The organism is Luteimonas abyssi (assembly GCF_001482195.1).
Taxonomy (GTDB): Bacteria; Pseudomonadota; Gammaproteobacteria; order Xanthomonadales; family Xanthomonadaceae; genus Luteimonas; species Luteimonas abyssi.
This window is the reverse complement of sequence record NZ_KQ759763.1, coordinates 1,089,321-1,104,981: the sequence shown is the minus strand read 5'-3', so window position 1 is coordinate 1,104,981 and position 15,661 is coordinate 1,089,321. Positions and strand designations below refer to the sequence as shown.

12 protein-coding genes are annotated in these 15,661 nt (G+C 70.8%); 7 read left to right on the top strand and 5 right to left on the bottom strand.

From position 1 onward, the window contains the following. Positions 1-6: 6 nt before the first annotated feature. Entirely contained in the window at positions 7-1,113 is a 1,107-nt protein-coding gene (locus RG19_RS04555; RefSeq protein WP_058834233.1) for a ferredoxin reductase, read from the bottom strand. A gap of 188 nt (positions 1,114-1,301) precedes the next feature. Here RG19_RS04555 and fabR point away from each other — a divergent pair, with 188 nt between their 5' ends. From fabR to RG19_RS04530, 5 genes are all read left to right on the top strand, one after another. Beyond that, positions 1,302-2,003: an HTH-type transcriptional repressor FabR gene (fabR, locus tag RG19_RS04550; RefSeq protein ID WP_082672468.1), complete on the top strand. Its 702-nt coding sequence runs from the start codon at positions 1,302-1,304 to the stop codon at positions 2,001-2,003. A 398-nt stretch (positions 2,004-2,401) separates the two neighbouring features. After that, positions 2,402-3,052 (top strand): aldehyde dehydrogenase iron-sulfur subunit PaoA, encoded by a 651-nt coding sequence (gene paoA / locus RG19_RS04545; protein WP_058834231.1) that lies wholly within the window; start codon positions 2,402-2,404, stop codon positions 3,050-3,052. Further along, positions 3,049-4,008, top strand: a complete 960-nt coding sequence (locus RG19_RS04540) for an FAD binding domain-containing protein (RefSeq protein WP_058834230.1) — start codon at positions 3,049-3,051, stop codon at positions 4,006-4,008. The genes paoA and RG19_RS04540 overlap by 4 nt, the downstream gene beginning before the upstream one ends. After that, positions 4,005-6,206 (top strand): aldehyde oxidoreductase molybdenum-binding subunit PaoC, encoded by a 2,202-nt coding sequence (gene paoC / locus RG19_RS04535; RefSeq protein WP_058834229.1) that lies wholly within the window; start codon positions 4,005-4,007, stop codon positions 6,204-6,206. Before RG19_RS04540 ends, paoC begins: the two co-directional genes overlap by 4 nt. Positions 6,207-6,702: 496 nt before the next feature. Continuing rightward, positions 6,703-7,398 (top strand): hypothetical protein, encoded by a 696-nt coding sequence (locus RG19_RS04530; protein ID WP_058834228.1) that lies wholly within the window; start codon positions 6,703-6,705, stop codon positions 7,396-7,398. 141 nt (positions 7,399-7,539) lie between these two features. Here RG19_RS04530 and RG19_RS04525 read toward each other — a convergent pair whose 3' ends face one another. The 3 genes from RG19_RS04525 to RG19_RS17515 all read right to left on the bottom strand — a co-directional run bounded on the left by RG19_RS04525 (position 7,540) and on the right by RG19_RS17515 (position 10,945). Continuing rightward, on the bottom strand, positions 7,540-8,871 hold the full coding sequence (locus RG19_RS04525; RefSeq protein ID WP_058834227.1) for an MATE family efflux transporter: 1,332 nt from the start codon (positions 8,869-8,871) through the stop codon (positions 7,540-7,542). A 224-nt stretch (positions 8,872-9,095) separates the two neighbouring features. After that, positions 9,096-10,505 (bottom strand): PQQ-dependent sugar dehydrogenase, encoded by a 1,410-nt coding sequence (locus RG19_RS04520; RefSeq protein WP_058834226.1) that lies wholly within the window; start codon positions 10,503-10,505, stop codon positions 9,096-9,098. Next, complete coding sequence (locus RG19_RS17515) at positions 10,502-10,945, bottom strand: DUF2231 domain-containing protein (protein WP_157515157.1); 444 nt, start codon at positions 10,943-10,945, stop codon at positions 10,502-10,504. The genes RG19_RS04520 and RG19_RS17515 overlap by 4 nt, the downstream gene beginning before the upstream one ends. 471 nt (positions 10,946-11,416) lie before the next feature. On the opposite strand from RG19_RS17515, the gene dcp reads away from it, so the two are divergent. After that, positions 11,417-13,570: a peptidyl-dipeptidase Dcp gene (dcp, locus tag RG19_RS04510; protein ID WP_058834225.1), complete on the top strand. Its 2,154-nt coding sequence runs from the start codon at positions 11,417-11,419 to the stop codon at positions 13,568-13,570. Between the two features lie 369 nt (positions 13,571-13,939). Then, entirely contained in the window at positions 13,940-14,839 is a 900-nt protein-coding gene (locus RG19_RS04505) for a beta propeller repeat protein (protein WP_058834224.1), read from the top strand. A gap of 108 nt (positions 14,840-14,947) precedes the next feature. Here the strand turns inward: RG19_RS04505 and RG19_RS04500 are convergent, their stop codons facing one another. After that, positions 14,948-15,487, bottom strand: coding sequence for a M48 metallopeptidase family protein (locus RG19_RS04500; RefSeq protein WP_058834223.1), 540 nt, complete (start codon positions 15,485-15,487; stop codon positions 14,948-14,950). Positions 15,488-15,661 lie beyond the last annotated feature (174 nt).

The following is a 15,661-nucleotide window of genomic DNA, read 5'->3' as shown; positions in this document are numbered from 1 at the left end:
CCGGAATCAGAGATCGAGAACGAGATCGGTCACTGCACTGTTGATGCACAGCTTCAGCGCGCGCGTGGGTTCGTCGTGGGCGGTGCCGGTGCGCAGGTCGCGGGTGGCACCGGCGGGCTTGGTGCAGGCGCAGGTATTGCAGATGCCCATGCGGCAGCCGGACTTGGGCTTCAGACCTTCGGCTTCCAGCGCGGCCAGCAGCGATACGCCGCGCGGCAGTTGCAGATCCCGACCGCTGCGCGCGAGTCGCACCGATACGGTGCCGGCGTCGTCGAGGGCCGGGCGCGGCACCGGGGTGAACGCCTCGGTGGCCAGTCGCGCGACGCGGTCGTTCAACAACGCCTCGGCTGCGGCGACGAAACCACCCGGACCGCAGGCATACACATGACGCGTCGGGAGATCAGGCACCAGCGCCGCCAGATGCGCGGCCTCGATGCGACCGCCCGCCTCATCGATAGCCGCAGGCGCCTCGCCGGTCAGCACGAAGCGCACATCGAAGCGCGGGTGCGCGGCGGCCAATGCGCGCAACTCGTCGGCGAAGCAGAACTCCGCGCGCGTCCGCGCCCAGTACAACAGGGTCAGCGGGACCGGCATGCCCTGCCCGGCCAGCTCCCGGACGAGCGCCATCAGCGGGGTGATACCGCTGCCGCCGGCCAGGAACAGCCAGGGTGCGGTCTGCGTGGCGGGAAGCACCAGGTCGCCGAAACCGGGACCGATGTCGAGCACATCGCCGCGGCGTGCGGGATCCAGCAAATAGCGGCTCATCCGGCCGCCATCGATCCCTTTCACCGTGACCGTCAACCGGCCGTCCGCGCCCACCGGCGCGTCCAGGCTGTAGCTGCGGGTCACGTGGATACCGTCGATGACCGCGGTGAGGTTCACGTGCTGGCCCGGCAGCGCCCCCGCCCAGTGGCGGTTCGGCTTCAAGGTCAGGGTGACCGCGCCGGTCGCGGCGGGCGCATGGCCCACGATGCGGGCCAGCGGTCGCTCCCAGCTCCAGGTCGGGTGCAGGCGCTGGGCCCAGAAATCGAATACCGGCGGCGTCACGAAGGCGCCGGCAACCCGACGCAGGCGGCTGCGTCGCGGGGTCTGCAAGGGAGGGACGGCTGACATGGGACGCGACTGTACACCCATCCGCACAGCCGTGCATACACGTGTACATTAAATGCTGCGGCGCGACACGGCACCGTTCAGCCGCACATCCAGGTACGCCCGCGGTCGACCTGCGCCCGACACGCTTTGCGAGCGCGGCGCAGCGCTCGGGCCCCGCGAAGCCCGAAGCCACCTGCCGATGCACTGTTATGCTCGTGCCTCGCCCGATCCGATCCGCCTCCTTGACCGTCAGCACGCCCGCATCCGCCAGCGACGAGACCGCCGTCCACGAGGGCCCCGGCCGCAAGCCGACCATCACCCGTGACGACCTGCTCGCCGCCGCCCTGCGCCTGATCGGGCCACACCGCAGCGTGTCCACCCTGAGCCTGCGCGAGGTGGCGCGCGAGGCCGGCATCGCGCCCAACAGCTTCTACCGCCAGTTTCACGACATGGACGAGCTGGCGATCGCCTTGATCGACATGGCCGGCGAATCCCTGCGCCGGATCATCGGCGACGCCCGTCGGCGCGCGGTGTCCGGACGCAGCATCGTGCGCGGCTCGCTGGAGACCTTCATGGCGCGGCTGCGTGCCGACGACAAGCTGCTGCACCTGCTGCTGCGCGAAGGCACCGTCGGTTCCGACGGCTTCAAGCGCGCGGTCGACCGGCAGTTGCACTTCTTCGAGGAAGAACTGCGCATCGACCTGATCCGCATCGCCAGCGCACAGGGCATCACCTTCCACGAGCCGGCCCTGGTCGCGCGCGCCATCACCCGGTTGGTGTTCGCCATGGGCGGCACCGCGCTGGACTCGCCGCCCGAGCGCGACGCCACCCTGGTCGACGAACTCGCGCAGATGATCCGCATGCTGCTGCGCGGCGCGCACGCGCTCGGCCGGGACCGTACCCAGACCTGAGGCGAGGTCGGCTCAGTCCCAGTGCGCGGCCCCCGGCCGTAGCCGATGCCCTGCACGATGTGGCGCGGCGTGCCAACCGGCCTGCCCGCCAGCGGCGTGCGATGTACGTCCCCGCGCGTCGCGCGTCACCTCGCTACTCGACCACGACCGCACCGGGGGCGGTCGCGACGCCGGTATCGGCGCCCGCGCGCCGCACACATCAGCCGGTTGCCGCCGACGACCCGCGCCGAACGCGCCCCGGTCTGCGACGCGACGCACAGAAACCGACGCACGCTCGCATCCGCCGCGACCTTCACATGGGTGTTGACCGCCTCGCCACATCGCCGCGCGCAAGCTCGCGACACACCTGCGGGATCCCGCAGCCCTCGCCAGCCCCGCCGCCAGCCAGAGGATTCCCCATGCCCCCGCTCACCCGCCGCGAGCTGCTCAAGGCCAGCGCGGCCACCGCCGGTTCTGCCGTTGCCGCACCGGCCTTCGCCCAGACCGCACAGGCGCTCGCCGCGCCGACGCCCGCACGCGCCCCGGTCATGCAGCGCGTCTCGCTGCAGGTCAACGGCCGCCGCGTCGAGCACGACGTCGACACCCGCACCACACTGCTCGACCTGCTGCGCGAACACGTGCACCTCACCGGCACCAAGAAGGGCTGCGACCACGGCCAGTGCGGCGCCTGCACCGCGATCGTCGACGGCCGCCGCATCAACAGCTGCCTCAGCCTGGCGGTGATGCACGAGGGCGCCGAGGTCACCACCATCGAAGGCCTCGGCACGCCCGAGCGCATGCACCCGATGCAGGCCGCGTTCGTGAAGCACGACGGCTACCAGTGCGGCTACTGCACGCCCGGGCAGATCTGCTCGGCAGTGGCGGTCCTCGACGAGGTGCGCGCCGGCATCCCCAGCCACGTCACCGGCGACCTCGCCGCGGCGCCCGTACTCGACGCCGACGAGATCCGCGAACGCATGAGCGGCAACCTGTGCCGCTGCGGTGCCTACGCCAACATTCTCGACGCCATCGAGGACGTCGCCGGCACCCGCACGGAGGCCGGCGCATGAAGGCCTTCGACTACACCCGCGCCGAGACCCCGGCGGCGGCCGCGACCGCCGCCTCGCGTGCGCCCGGCGCGAAGTTCATCGCCGGCGGCACCAATCTGCTCGATCTGATGAAGCTCGAGATCGAGACGCCCGAGCGGCTCATCGACGTCAACGGGCTCGACCTCGACACCCTCGCCGCCACCGACGACGGTGGCCTGCGCATCGGCGCTCTGGTGCGCAATACCGACCTTGCCGCCGACGCGCGCATACGCCGTGACTACCCGCTGCTCGCACGCGCCCTGCTGGCCGGCGCGTCGGGCCAGTTGCGCAACCGTGCCACCACCGCCGGCAACCTGCTCCAGCGCACCCGCTGCCCGTATTTCTACGACACCGCGCAGCCGTGCAACAAGCGCCTGCCCGGCAGCGGTTGCGGCGCGCTGGAAGGCTACAGCCGGCAGCTGGCGGTGATCGGCGGCAGCCGTGACTGCATCGCCACTCACCCCAGCGACATGGCCGTGGCGATGCGTGCGCTCGATGCCGAGGTGGAGACCGTCGCCGCCGATGGCGGTATCCGCCGCCTCGCGCTCGACGATCTCTACCTCGCCCCGGGCACCACCCCGCACCGCGAGACTGCGCTGGCCGCCGGCGAGCTGATCACCGCCGTGGTGCTGCCGCCGCCGGTCGGCGGCCGCCAGCTCTACCGCAAGGTGCGCGACCGCGCCTCGTACGCGTTCGCGCTGGTGTCGGTGGCGGCCATCGTCCAGGACGACGGCCGCGGGTGCGTCGCCGTCGGCGGCGTGGCCCATCGCCCGTGGCGCCGCGCCGAGGCCGATGCGGAACTCCCGCGCGGTGCGCGCGCCGTATCCGCGCGCCTGTTCGATGGCGCCACCCCCACCGACGACAACCGCTTCAAGCTGGCGCTGGCCGAACGCACGATCGCCGCCGTGCTGGCCGAGGCGCAGGAGGCCCGCGCATGAAATTCGAGACGCCCGCCGGCACCAATCCCGTCGACCGCCTGCGCGTGGTCGGCCAGCCGCTGGACCGCATCGACGGCCCGCTCAAGGTCACCGGCACCGCGCCCTATGCCTACGAGTGGCACGACGCCACCGCGAGGGCCGCCTACGGCCACGTGATCGGCGCCGGCATCGCCAAGGGCCGCATCGCCAGCCTCGACACCGCGGCCGCCGAGGCCGCGCCGGGCGTGCTGGCGGTGGTCACCGCCGCCAACGCCGGCACGCTCGGCAAGGGCCGCATGAACACCGCGACGCTGCTCGGCGGCCCGGAAATCCAGCATTACCATCAGGCCATCGCCGTGGTCGTGGCCGAGACCTTCGAACAGGCGCGCGCTGCCGCCGGCCTGGTGCGCGTGATCTACGCGCGCGAGGAAGGCCGTTTCTCGCTCGCGCAGGAACGCGACAACGCCATCAAGCCACAGGGCGGCGATATTCCAGCCGATTCGGCCGTCGGCGATTTCGAAGCGGCGCTCGCCGGGGCCGAGGTCACCCTCGATGCCACCTACACCACGCCCGACCAATCGCACGCGATGATGGAGCCGATGGCCTCGCTGGCCGCATGGGACGGCGACACCGTCACCCTGTGGACCTCCAACCAAATGATCGCCTGGGGCCAGGGCGACGTGGCCCGCACCCTGGGCACCGGCCGCGACAAGGTGCGGCTGGTATCGCCGTACATCGGCGGAGGCTTCGGCGGCAAGCTGTTCGTACGCGCCGACGCCGTCCTCGCCGCGCTCGGTGCGCGCGCGGCGAAACGCCCGGTCAAGGTCGCCCTGCATCGCCCGTTGATCGCCAACAACACCACCCATCGTCCGGCTACGATCCAGCGCATCCGCCTGGGTGCCACCCGCGACGGCACCCTGACCGCCATCGGCCACGAGAGCTGGTCGGGCGACCTCGAAGGTGGCGGCCCCGAGGCGGCCGTGCAACAGACGCGCCTGCTCTACGCCGGCGAACACCGCATGACCAGGATGCGCCTGGCCACCCTGGATCTGCCCGAGGGCAACGCCATGCGCGCACCCGGCGAGACGCCGGGAATGATGGCGCTGGAGATCGCCATCGACGAGATGGCCGACAAGCTCGGCATGGACCCGGTGGAATTCCGCATCCGCAACGACACCCAGGTGGATCCCGAGAACCCCGAGCGCCCGTTCTCGCAGCGCCAGCTGGTGCAGTGTCTGCGCCAGGGCGCGGACCGTTTCGGCTGGGACCGCCGCGCCGCGCCGGGCACCACGCGCGACGGCCGCTGGCTGGTCGGCCTGGGCATGGCTGCGGGCTTTCGCAACGCCCCGGTCACCAAGTCCGGCGCGCGCGCGCGGTTGCATGAGGATGGCCGCGTCACCATCGAAACCGACATGACCGACATCGGCACCGGCAGCTACACGATCATCGCCCAGACCGCCGCCGAGGTGATGGGCCTGCCGATCGACCGGATCGAGGTACACCTGGGCGATTCCGATTTCCCCGCCTCCGCCGGCTCCGGCGGCCAGTGGGGCGCCAACAGTGCCACCGCCGGCGTCTACGCGGCCTGCATGAAGTTGCGCGAGGTGGTGGCCGAACGCCTGCAACTCGATCCCGCCTCGGCCGAGTTCGTCGATGGCGAGGTGCGCGCCGGCGGCACCGCCGTACCGCTGGCGCAGGCCGCCGGCGACGGCCAGCTGGTGGTCGAGGACGCCATCGAATTCGGCGATCTCGACGAGCGGCAACAGCTCAGCACCTTCGCCGCGCACTTCGTCGAAGTAGGCGTGGACGTCTACACCGGCGAGACCCGCGTGCGCCGCATGCTGGCCGTGTGCGCGGCCGGCCGCATCCTCAACCCCAAGCAGGCGCGCAGCCAGGTGATCGGCGCGATGGTCATGGGCATCGGCGCCGCGCTCAGCGAGGAACTGGCGGTGGACGAGGGGATCGGCTTCTTCGTCAACCACGACCTCGCCGGCTACGAGGTTCCGGTGCATGCGGACGTGCCGGTGCAGGAGGTGATCTTCCTGGACGAAGAAGATCCGGTGAGCTCGCCGATGAAGGCCAAAGGCGTGGGCGAGCTCGGCCTGTGCGGCGTGAGCGCTGCGATCGCCAATGCCATCCACAACGCCACCGGCGTGCGCGTGCGCGAGTATCCGATCACGCTGGAGAAGGGGATCGAGGGTCTTCCCGCCCTGCCATGACCGCTTCCCTGCTCACGCACACGCGGGAGAAGGGTTCCAGACAGGCCACGGCAGCGTCCCTTCTCCCGAGGTGGGAGAAGGCGCCCCGAAGGCGCGGATGGGTGGCTCTGCCGCCACTTCATCACCCTCACCCCTGCCGCTCTCCCGCAAGCGGAGAGGGGTTTCAGGCATGCCCTTCTCCCGCTCGCGGAAGCAGGACCCAGACATGCCGTGCCGACTCCCTTCTCCCGCCTGCGGGAGAAGGTGCCCCGAAGGGCTGGATGAGGGCAGCCCCTGCCCGGAGGGCCATGCCGGGTCGCTGATGGCCACTTCGCCATTTTCTGTCCCCACACGTGCCTGCCCACCCGCCGCACACCGCTCCGCGGCGACAGCGCCATCCGCCGCCCCGCATCGGGCCGGCCCGCCCGGCGGGTCCAGGCCTGGCGGTGCTCCAGATTCATGCGCTCTTGACCGGGCCTGTCTAGATTCAGGGCTCCGCCCGATGCCGAGGTGCCGCATGACCGATCCGACCGTCACGATCAACGCGCTGCGACGCGACGTGCGCAGACTGAAGTTCGGGCTCGCCCTGGTCGCGATCGGCGGTGGCGCCGCACTGCTCTCCGGCGCCGTCTCGCCGCCGGGCGACGCCCGCTTCGGCACCATCACCGCCGAACGGATCAACATCGTGGAACCGGATGGCCTGTATCGCGCGGTGCTCACCAATGCGGCCCGCACGCCGGGCCCCATGGCCGAGGCGCGCGACGGCGCCGCCGAGGGCACCCGCAACTTCCCGTTCGCCGGCCTGATCGTCTACGACGCCGACGGCGAGGAGCAGGGCGGCTACGGGACCGGTGCCTCCGAGCAGCAAGGCTCGCTGACCTTGCGCACCATCGACTGGGACCACGGCCGCGGCGAGGCCATCGCCACCTTCCGCCGGGTCGCCCCGGACGGCACCGGTACCGCCGGCACCTACTTCTCCGAATACCCGCCGGAAGGCGAGACGCCTCTCGACGGCAAGGACCGGCGCCGGATCAAGCTGCAGGTACCGGGCCAGGACGCCGAGGTCCTGCTGGCCGACCGCGAAGGCCGCGACCGCATCGTCCTGCGCGTGGACGCTGCGGGCGACGCGGCCATCGAGATCCGCGACGCCGACGGCAACGTGACCTTCCGCGCCCCCGACGCGTCCGGCCCGACAGTCGGTGCCCGGCAGTAGCCCCGTCGCGAAGCGTCGCGCAGCAGGGGCACCATCGCGACCGGCCGACACGCAGCGAATCCATGATCTGCGCCATTTCCGCCTCGGTGCACAGGGGCATGGCATGCGGCGGCACGCCGTCGGGCGCGGCCGCCCTGTCACCTACGCATTCAGTCGATCCCGCATCCGCCGGTAATGCGGCAGCAGCGCCACCGCCCGCGCCACCACGAACAGCACGAACGCCGCCCACAGACCGTGGTTGCCCCACAGCGCAGTGGCCGGCCAGGCCGCCAGCAGGAACACGCCGAGCGACAACAGCCCCGCCTGCCGCATCGCGCGGGTCTGGGTGGTGCCGATGAACACCCCGTCGAGCTGGAACGCCGCCACCGACAGCAGCACGTACAGCGCCGCCCACGGCAGGAACGCCGTGGCCAGCGCGCGCACGTCCGGCAGCGAGGTCAGCACCGCCACTGCCGCATCGCCCAGCACGAGGATCGCCGACGCCAGCAGCAGCGCCGCACCGGCGGCGAGCTCGCTGGTCAGCCGCACCGCCCGGCCGAACCGCGCCCGGTCGCGCGCGCCCCAGGCCACGCCCACGCGCGCTTCCGCCACGAAGGCGAAGCCATCCAGGAAGAACGCGCTGAACGCCACCAGCTGCAGCAGCAGATGGTTCGCCGCCAGCGGCGCATCGCCGAAGCCGGCCCCCGTCTTGGCGAACCATGCGAACGCGAACAGCAGGCACAGCGTGCGCACGAGGATGTCGCCGTTGGTCGCCAGCATCTTCCGCAGGCGCGCGGCATCGACGATGCGCGCCCAGGCCAGGAACGGCGCGGCATCGGTATGGCGTGCACGCAACACACGCCACGCCACCGCACCCGCCACGCCCAACGTCGTCCATTCCGCGATCGCCGTACCCAGCCCGATGCCGCGCGCGCCCAGCCCGAGTCCGCCGGCGAACCACACGTCGAGCGCCGCATTGAGGCCGTTGAGCAGCAGTTGCACCGTCAGCAGTTCGCGGCTGCGGCCCAGCCCGATCAGCAAGCCGCTGATGGCATAAAGTCCCAGTGCCGCCGGCGCGCCCCAGATGCGCGCATGGAAGTACTCCGCCGCCGCCGACTGTACCGCCGCGCTGCCGTCCATCAGGCCGAAGTACGCCCGTGCCAGCGGCCACTGCAACACCAGCAACGCCAGGCCCAGACCGGTCGCCAGCAGCATGCCGCGTGCAAGCGTCGCCCGCACCTCCGGCTCGTCGCCCGCGCCCGCAGCCTGGGCCACGAAACCGGTCGTGCCCATGCGCAGGAAGCCGAAACTCCAGTACACGAAATTGAACAGCAACGCCCCCAGCGCCAGTGCGCCGAGATCGGCGGTGGTGCCGAAGTGCCCCATCACCGCGGTGTCCACCAGCCCCAGCATGGGCACGGCCGCATTGGCCAGGATGATCGGCCACGCGTCGCGCAATACGGCGCGGCGGGTCGACGTCTCGGCGGCTGTCACGCTAGATGGTCCCGGCCGCAACGCAGCGCATCGGCCGGCGGGACAGCGCGCGCGACCGGGCTGACGTGAGATGCCCGCAGGAAGGGGTCGGCATCTTCGGCCGGCTATCGGGGGATCTCGCCATGGCGAAAGTCTGCCACGGGCGCGATCGGCGACATCGTCCGCGGTTCTCTCCTACAGGGGATCGGCGACGCTCGCGCCACCGATCCGCCAGCCCGCCGGGATCAACCGGCGGGTGGCTCGTCCACCGGGGCGGATGCATCGGGCGCTGGTGCCGGCGTCGTGCCCGGCGCGGGCGAAGACGCGGCCCCCGCGGCTCCGGTCGGCACGATCCGCCAGATCGTGTTGGCGAGATCGTCGGCCACCAGCAGCGCGCCTCGCGGGTCCACGGTGACACCGACCGGACGACCGCGGGCCTTGCCGTCGGCGCCCAGGAAGCCGGTGGCGAAGTCGATCGCCTCGCCCGCCGGCCGACCGTCGCGGAACGGCACGAACGAGACCTTGTAGCCTACCGGCGGATTGCGGTTCCAGCTGCCATGCTGGCCGACGAACACGCCATTGGCGAACTCCGCACCCATCGCCGGGGTGGAGAACGCCACTCCCAGCGCGGCCACGTGCGAGCCCAGCGCGTAATCCGGGGTGATCGCGCGCGCCACCAGCTCCGGCTTCTGCGGTCGCACGCGTTCGTCCACGTGGCTGCCCCAATAGCTGTACGGCCAGCCGTAGAAGCCGCCCGGACGCACGCTGGTGAGATAGTCGGGCACCAGTTCGTCGCCGATCTCGTCGCGCTCGTTCACCACCGCCCACAACTGGTCCATACCCGGCTGCATCGCCAGCGCGGTGGGGTTGCGCAAGCCGGTGGCGAATACACGGTGGAAGCCCGTCTGCGCATCCACCTGCCAGACCATGGCGCGGTTCTCCTCGATCGCCAGGCCACGCTCGGTGATGTTGCTGTCCGAACCGATACCGACGAACAGGTAGCGGCCGTCGGCGCTGATGGTCAGCGCCTTGGTCCAATGGTGGTTCACCGCCGACGGCAAGCGGGTGATCTCCTGCGGCGCACCGGCCGCGTTCACCGCGCCTTCGGTGTAGGCGAAGCGCAGCAGGGCATCCTGCGTGGCCACGTAGATCGAGCCGTCGTGATAGGCGAGCCCGTACGGCGCATCCAGGTTGTCGGCGAACACCGAACGGCCCTCGTAGGTGCCGTCGCCGTCGGCGTCGCGCAGCAGGGTGAGCCTGTCGCCGCTCTCCACCTGCGTGTTGCCGCGCGCCTTGATGACGCCGGCGATGATGTCCTTGGGGGTCAGCTTCGGTGCGCGGCCGCCGCGGCCTTCGGCCACCAGGATGTCGCCGTTGGGCAGCACCAGCATCTGCCGCGGGATCAGCAGGTTGTCGGCGATGGCGGTGATCTCGTAGCCCTCCGGCACCTGCGGCAGCTCGTCGCCCCACTCGGCCGGCAGCGACACCTTCAGTGTCGGGAACAAGCCGCGCTGCGGCCGCGGCAGATCCGGCGACGTCCCGACGTAGGTCTCGTCGGGTGCGCTGCCGCAGGCGGCCAGGGCCAGGGCCAGCGCGGGCACCAGCGCACGTGTGAGGAATGTCGCCTTCGAGCGTCGGGCGTTCGGAACGTTCATGCCACCACCTCCCGGCGACGACGCAAGGTGCCGCCCAGTGCGAACCACACCGTGGCCGCGATCGTCAGCACGCAGACCACCGACCACACCAGCGCCTGCGGCATCTTCTGCCAGGCATCCATCGCGTGCACCAGACAATTGACGAATCCCAGCACGCACGTCAGCGCCAGCAGGCCCACGTACCAGAACCGCAGCGGAGTGCGCGCGGTGGGCAGCGCCAGCGACACCAGCCCCCAGACCAGCGCCGGTACCGCGAACACCATCGCCCCCACCAGCAGCCAGGACGCGAAGTTCGTCCACTGGATCTCGTAGGTCTGCGCGTAGGCGATGTCGGCCAGCAACGCACCGAGGAACAACGGGAACGCGCTGCTCACCAGCAACAGGTGCAGCGGATGCAGCGACCGGTACGGCGGCTGCGCGGGAACGGGATAGGTGCTCATGGGAGATCTCGTCGGCGACGGGCGCGGATCGCGCAGGGGCGACCGTTCCGGCACCATCGGCCATCGCACGCCAAGGCGTGGTGAATGCGGCGTGGCACGATCCCGCCGCGGTCGTCCTCACCATTCAACGACCGCGGCCCGACTCGGTCGCGCCAGGGGCCGATGTCCTCCCGCTTGCCGTGTCAGGGACTCGGCGGCACGATTTCGCCGGAGTAGTGCTCGCTCTTGTCCATGTAGACGGTGCCCGCGCCTCCTCAACGAACACGCCCGATTCCCTCATTGCCCGGCCCCGTCCCATCGCGCACGATGCGCCATCGGCCCGCCCGTGCCCGCCCGCCTGCGACGGCCCGCCCATCGCCCGCCCGGCCCGCGCCAGCCCGCCGATGCCCCTGCTCCGCCCCGCGGCCTGTGCCGCAGGCGGTCCGGCCGACCGCGGCCGTGCTTTCGTGTTGCCTTTACGGGAGTTGCCCCATGCTGCGCACGCTCGTCCTGTCCTCCGCGATCGCCCTGGCGCTGGCCGCCTGCGGCGAGCGCCCCGATTCCGGATCCACCATGCCCGCTACCGACACAACCGCCCCGGCCGCCGCGGCCGAGAACGCCCTGCTCGCCGCCAGCACGCTGCCGTTCCAGGCACCGCCGTTCGACAAGTTGTCCGATGGCAACTATCAGCCGGCCATCGAGGAGGGCATGCGGCAGCACCTGGCCGAGGTGCGGCAGATCGCCGACAACCCGGAACCGGCCACCTTCGAGAACACCATCGAGGCGCTGGAGCGCAGCGGCGAACTGCTCACCCGCGCCACCAGCGTGTTCTTCGCGCTCACCTCCGCCCACACCAACGACACCCTGCAGGCCGCCGAGGAAACGCTGGCGCCGAAGCTTGCCGAGCACAGCGATGCCGTGCACCTGGACCCGGCGCTGTTCGCGCGGGTGAAAGCCATCCACGACGAACGCGCCGGGCTGGATCTCAGCCCTGAACAGACCACGCTGGTGGAGCACACCTACCGGGACTTCGAACGCGCCGGCGCCCTGCTGTCCGACACGGACAAGGCGGAGCTGCGCAAGCTCAACGCCGAGGAATCCTCGCTGTCCACGGCGTTCGGCAACAAACTGCTGGCGGCCGGCAATGCCGGTGGCGTGTTCGTGACCGACGTGGCGCGGCTGGACGGGCTGGACGACGCGGCGATCGCTTCGGCAGCCGATGCCGCCAAGGCCGCCGGTCGCGAGGGCCAGTGGTTGCTCCCGCTGCTCAACACCACCCAGCAGCCGGTGCTGGCGTCGTTGACCGACCGCACGCTGCGCGAGGAGGTGCTGGCCGCCTCCACCGGCCGCGCCGAACGTGGCGATGGCAACGACACCCGCGCCACCGTGCAGCGCCTGGCCGAGTTGCGCGCGCGCAAGGCGCAGTTGCTGGGCTTTCCCAACTACGCCGCCTACAGCATCGCCGACCAGATGGCCGGCACGCCCGACGTGGCGCTGAAGCTGCTCACCGATACCGTGCCGGCGGCCACGGCGCGCGCGCGCGCGGAGCTGGCCAAGATCCAGGGTGTGGTGGATGCGCAGGGCGGCGGCTTCACCGCGGGTGCTGCGGATTGGGATTTCTACGCCGAACAGGTGCGCCAGGCCGAGTTCGACCTGGACGAGGCGCAGATCCGCCCGTACTTCGAGCTGGACCGCGTGCTCAAGGACGGCGTGTTCTTCGCCGCCCAGCAGCTGTACGGCATCACCGCGACCGAGCGCACCGATCTTCCCGTGTATCACCCCGACGTGCGCGTGTTCGACATCAAGGACGCCGACGGCACGCAGATCGCGCTGTTCTATCTCGATCCGTTCAAGCGCGACAGCAAGCAGGGCGGCGCGTGGATGGGCAATTTCGTCGAGCAGGACGGACTCACCGGCACCATCCCGGTGGTCTACAACGTGGAGAACTTCACCAAGCCCGCAGCCGGGCAACCTGCGCTGCTGAGCTGGGACGAGGTGATCACCCTCTTCCACGAGTACGGGCACGCACTGCACGGGTTCTTCTCCGACACCCGCTACCCGAGCCTGGCCGGCACCAATGTGCCGCGCGATTTCGTGGAGTTTCCGTCGCAGTTCAACGAGCACTGGGCCTTGGACCCCGAGGTCTTCGCCAACTACGCCAAGCACCACGGGACCGGCGAGGCGATGCCGCAGGAACTCGTGGACAAGATCGTCAAGGCGCGCACCTTCAACCAGGGCTACGCCACCACGGAGTATCTCTCGGCCGCGCTGCTGGACCTCGCCTGGCACACCCTGCCCGCGGGCGACGCGAAGCAGGACGTGGATGCGTTCGAGCGGCAGTCGCTGGAGAAGTACGCCGTCGCCTTGCCCGCAGTGCCGCCGCGCTATCGCACCAGCTACTTCAATCACATCTGGGGCGGCGGCTACGGCGCGGGCTACTACGCCTACTTCGGCGCGGAAGTGCTCGACCACGATGCCTTCCAGTGGTTCCGCGAGAACGGCGGACTCACCCGCGAGAACGGCCAGATCTTCCGCGAGCAGATCCTCTCCATCGGCCACTCGCGCGATCTGGCCGAGGCCTACCGTGCGTTCCGCGGCCAGGACCCGAGCGTGGAGCCGCTGCTGGAGCATCGTGGGCTGAAGTGAGGCCGGCGCGAATCGCGCACCGGGCGCGATCGCGCGGAGATCCGCGACATGTGCAGAGGGCGCCTTCGGGCGCCCTCTCGCGTTGCCCCTGCTCGTTTCGTAGCGTTACGCGCGCATGCGCACGCACGCGGCCACGGCGGCTCGCATCGGCATCGCCGGGGTGCGTGACGCATCGCGCATGGCTAGGGAACCGACCACACGGGCCGGGGTACCATGCCGACCCCGGCCTGCCGACGTGCGCCATGCGCCTGCGAGCCGGCGACACCGGCAGCGCCGTATCACCACCTCTGCCGCCGCCTGTCGCGCGATGCCTGCCGGGCCACCGCGCGACGCGCGACACCGCACCCCGGCCCCAAGGAGCACTGCCTCATGCAGTTCAAGGACATCGGCTATCGCTACCGCAGCGGCGCCGTGCGCTATGCCGACCTCGCCTACGTCCTGTGCATCGATCCCGATCTCCAGGCCGATGGCCTGCCGCATACCGCGTTCTACGCCTGGGATGACGGCGGGTGGGGCATGTACGACATCGGCCGCTGGGCGGCGCACTCGGTCTGCATCACCCAGACCCCCAAGGACCAGGCCATCGCGCTGGGCGAGAACGGCTGCGTTCGCGTGATGGGCAACAACGACGACTACGACGAATACATCGCCGGCCCCGGGGTGAGCCCGGGCACCCCGCGCGAGATACGCAACATCGGCGGCTTCGCCTACGTGTGCGGCATGGACCGCCAGGTGTTCAAGCGCGAGCAGCCGGGGCACTGGGTCGCGCTGCACGGCGACATGCCCGACCAACCCGCACCGGACGTCGTGTTCGGGTTCGAATCCATCCACGGCTACAGCGAGCAGGATGTCTACGCGGTCGGCTGGCACGGCGAGATCTGGCACGGCGACGGCCGGGCCTGGACGCGCTGCGACAGCCCCACCGACCGCCTGCTCACGCGGGTCGTCTGCGCAGGCGACGGCTGGGTGTACGCCTGCGGCCTGCAGGGCCTGCTCATACGCGGCTGGCACGAGGGCTGGGCGATCGTCGACCAGGCGGCGACCGACGCCGATCTGCGGGATATGGAATGGTTCGACGGCACGCTCTACGTCGCCACCGGGCATGCGCTGTACCGGCTGCACGACGATCGACTGGAACTGGTCGACATGGGCGGCGACCTCATCCCTCGCAGTTGCCACAGCCTCAGCAGCGCCGATGGCGTGCTCTGGTCCGTCGGTGAGGACGACATCCTCGCGTTCGACGGGCGGGCCTGGCGCCGGATCGAGTGATGCCACCTGGCCCGCGCGGCCAGGGTGATGACGGCAGGGCGGCGGTTTTCGTGGCGCAGCGCGTACGTTGCGATTTGCGATGCGACGCGACGGATGGGCGACGGGACTTCAACCGGGGGGCATTGGAGACGAGGCTGTACGCGCCAGATCCAGCTGCGTCAGCCACAGCCGCAGGTCGAACTCCAACTGGTGGTAGTCCGGCGCCATGTGGGTACACAGCTGATAGAACGCCTTGTTGTGGTCGGCCTCCTTCATGTGCGCCAGCTCGTGGACCACGATCATGCGCAGGAAGTCCGCCGGCGCGTCGCGGAAGACGCTCGCGATGCGGATCTCGCGGCTGGCCTTGAGCCGGCCGCCCTGCACGCGGGAGATGGTGGTGTGAGTGCCCAGCGCGTGCTTGAGCACCTGCAGCTTGCCGTCGTAGAGCACCTTGCCCAATGGCGCGGCCTTGCGCATGTGGCGCTCCTTGAGCGCTTGGACATAGGTGTAGAGCTGGCCGTCGTTGCGCACGGCGTGGACATCACGGTACTTCGCGGCCAACACGGCGCCCAGGCGATCCTGCGCGATGAGCGCACGCACGCGTGCCAGCACCTCGGGCGGATAGCCGCCGAGATACTTGAGGGCGGTGGCGGGCACGTCGGCGGTCATGTCGTGTTCGTCAGGTGCGGGCCGGTTCCCTTCGCCCGCTCGCGGGAGAAGGTGCCCCAGACATGCCGCGGCTGATTCCCTTCTTCCGCCTGCGGGAGAAGGTGCCCCGCAGGGGCGGATGAGGGGCTCCTCTGCCGCGCCCCCACCCCCCCCCCCCCCCCCCCCCCCCCCCCC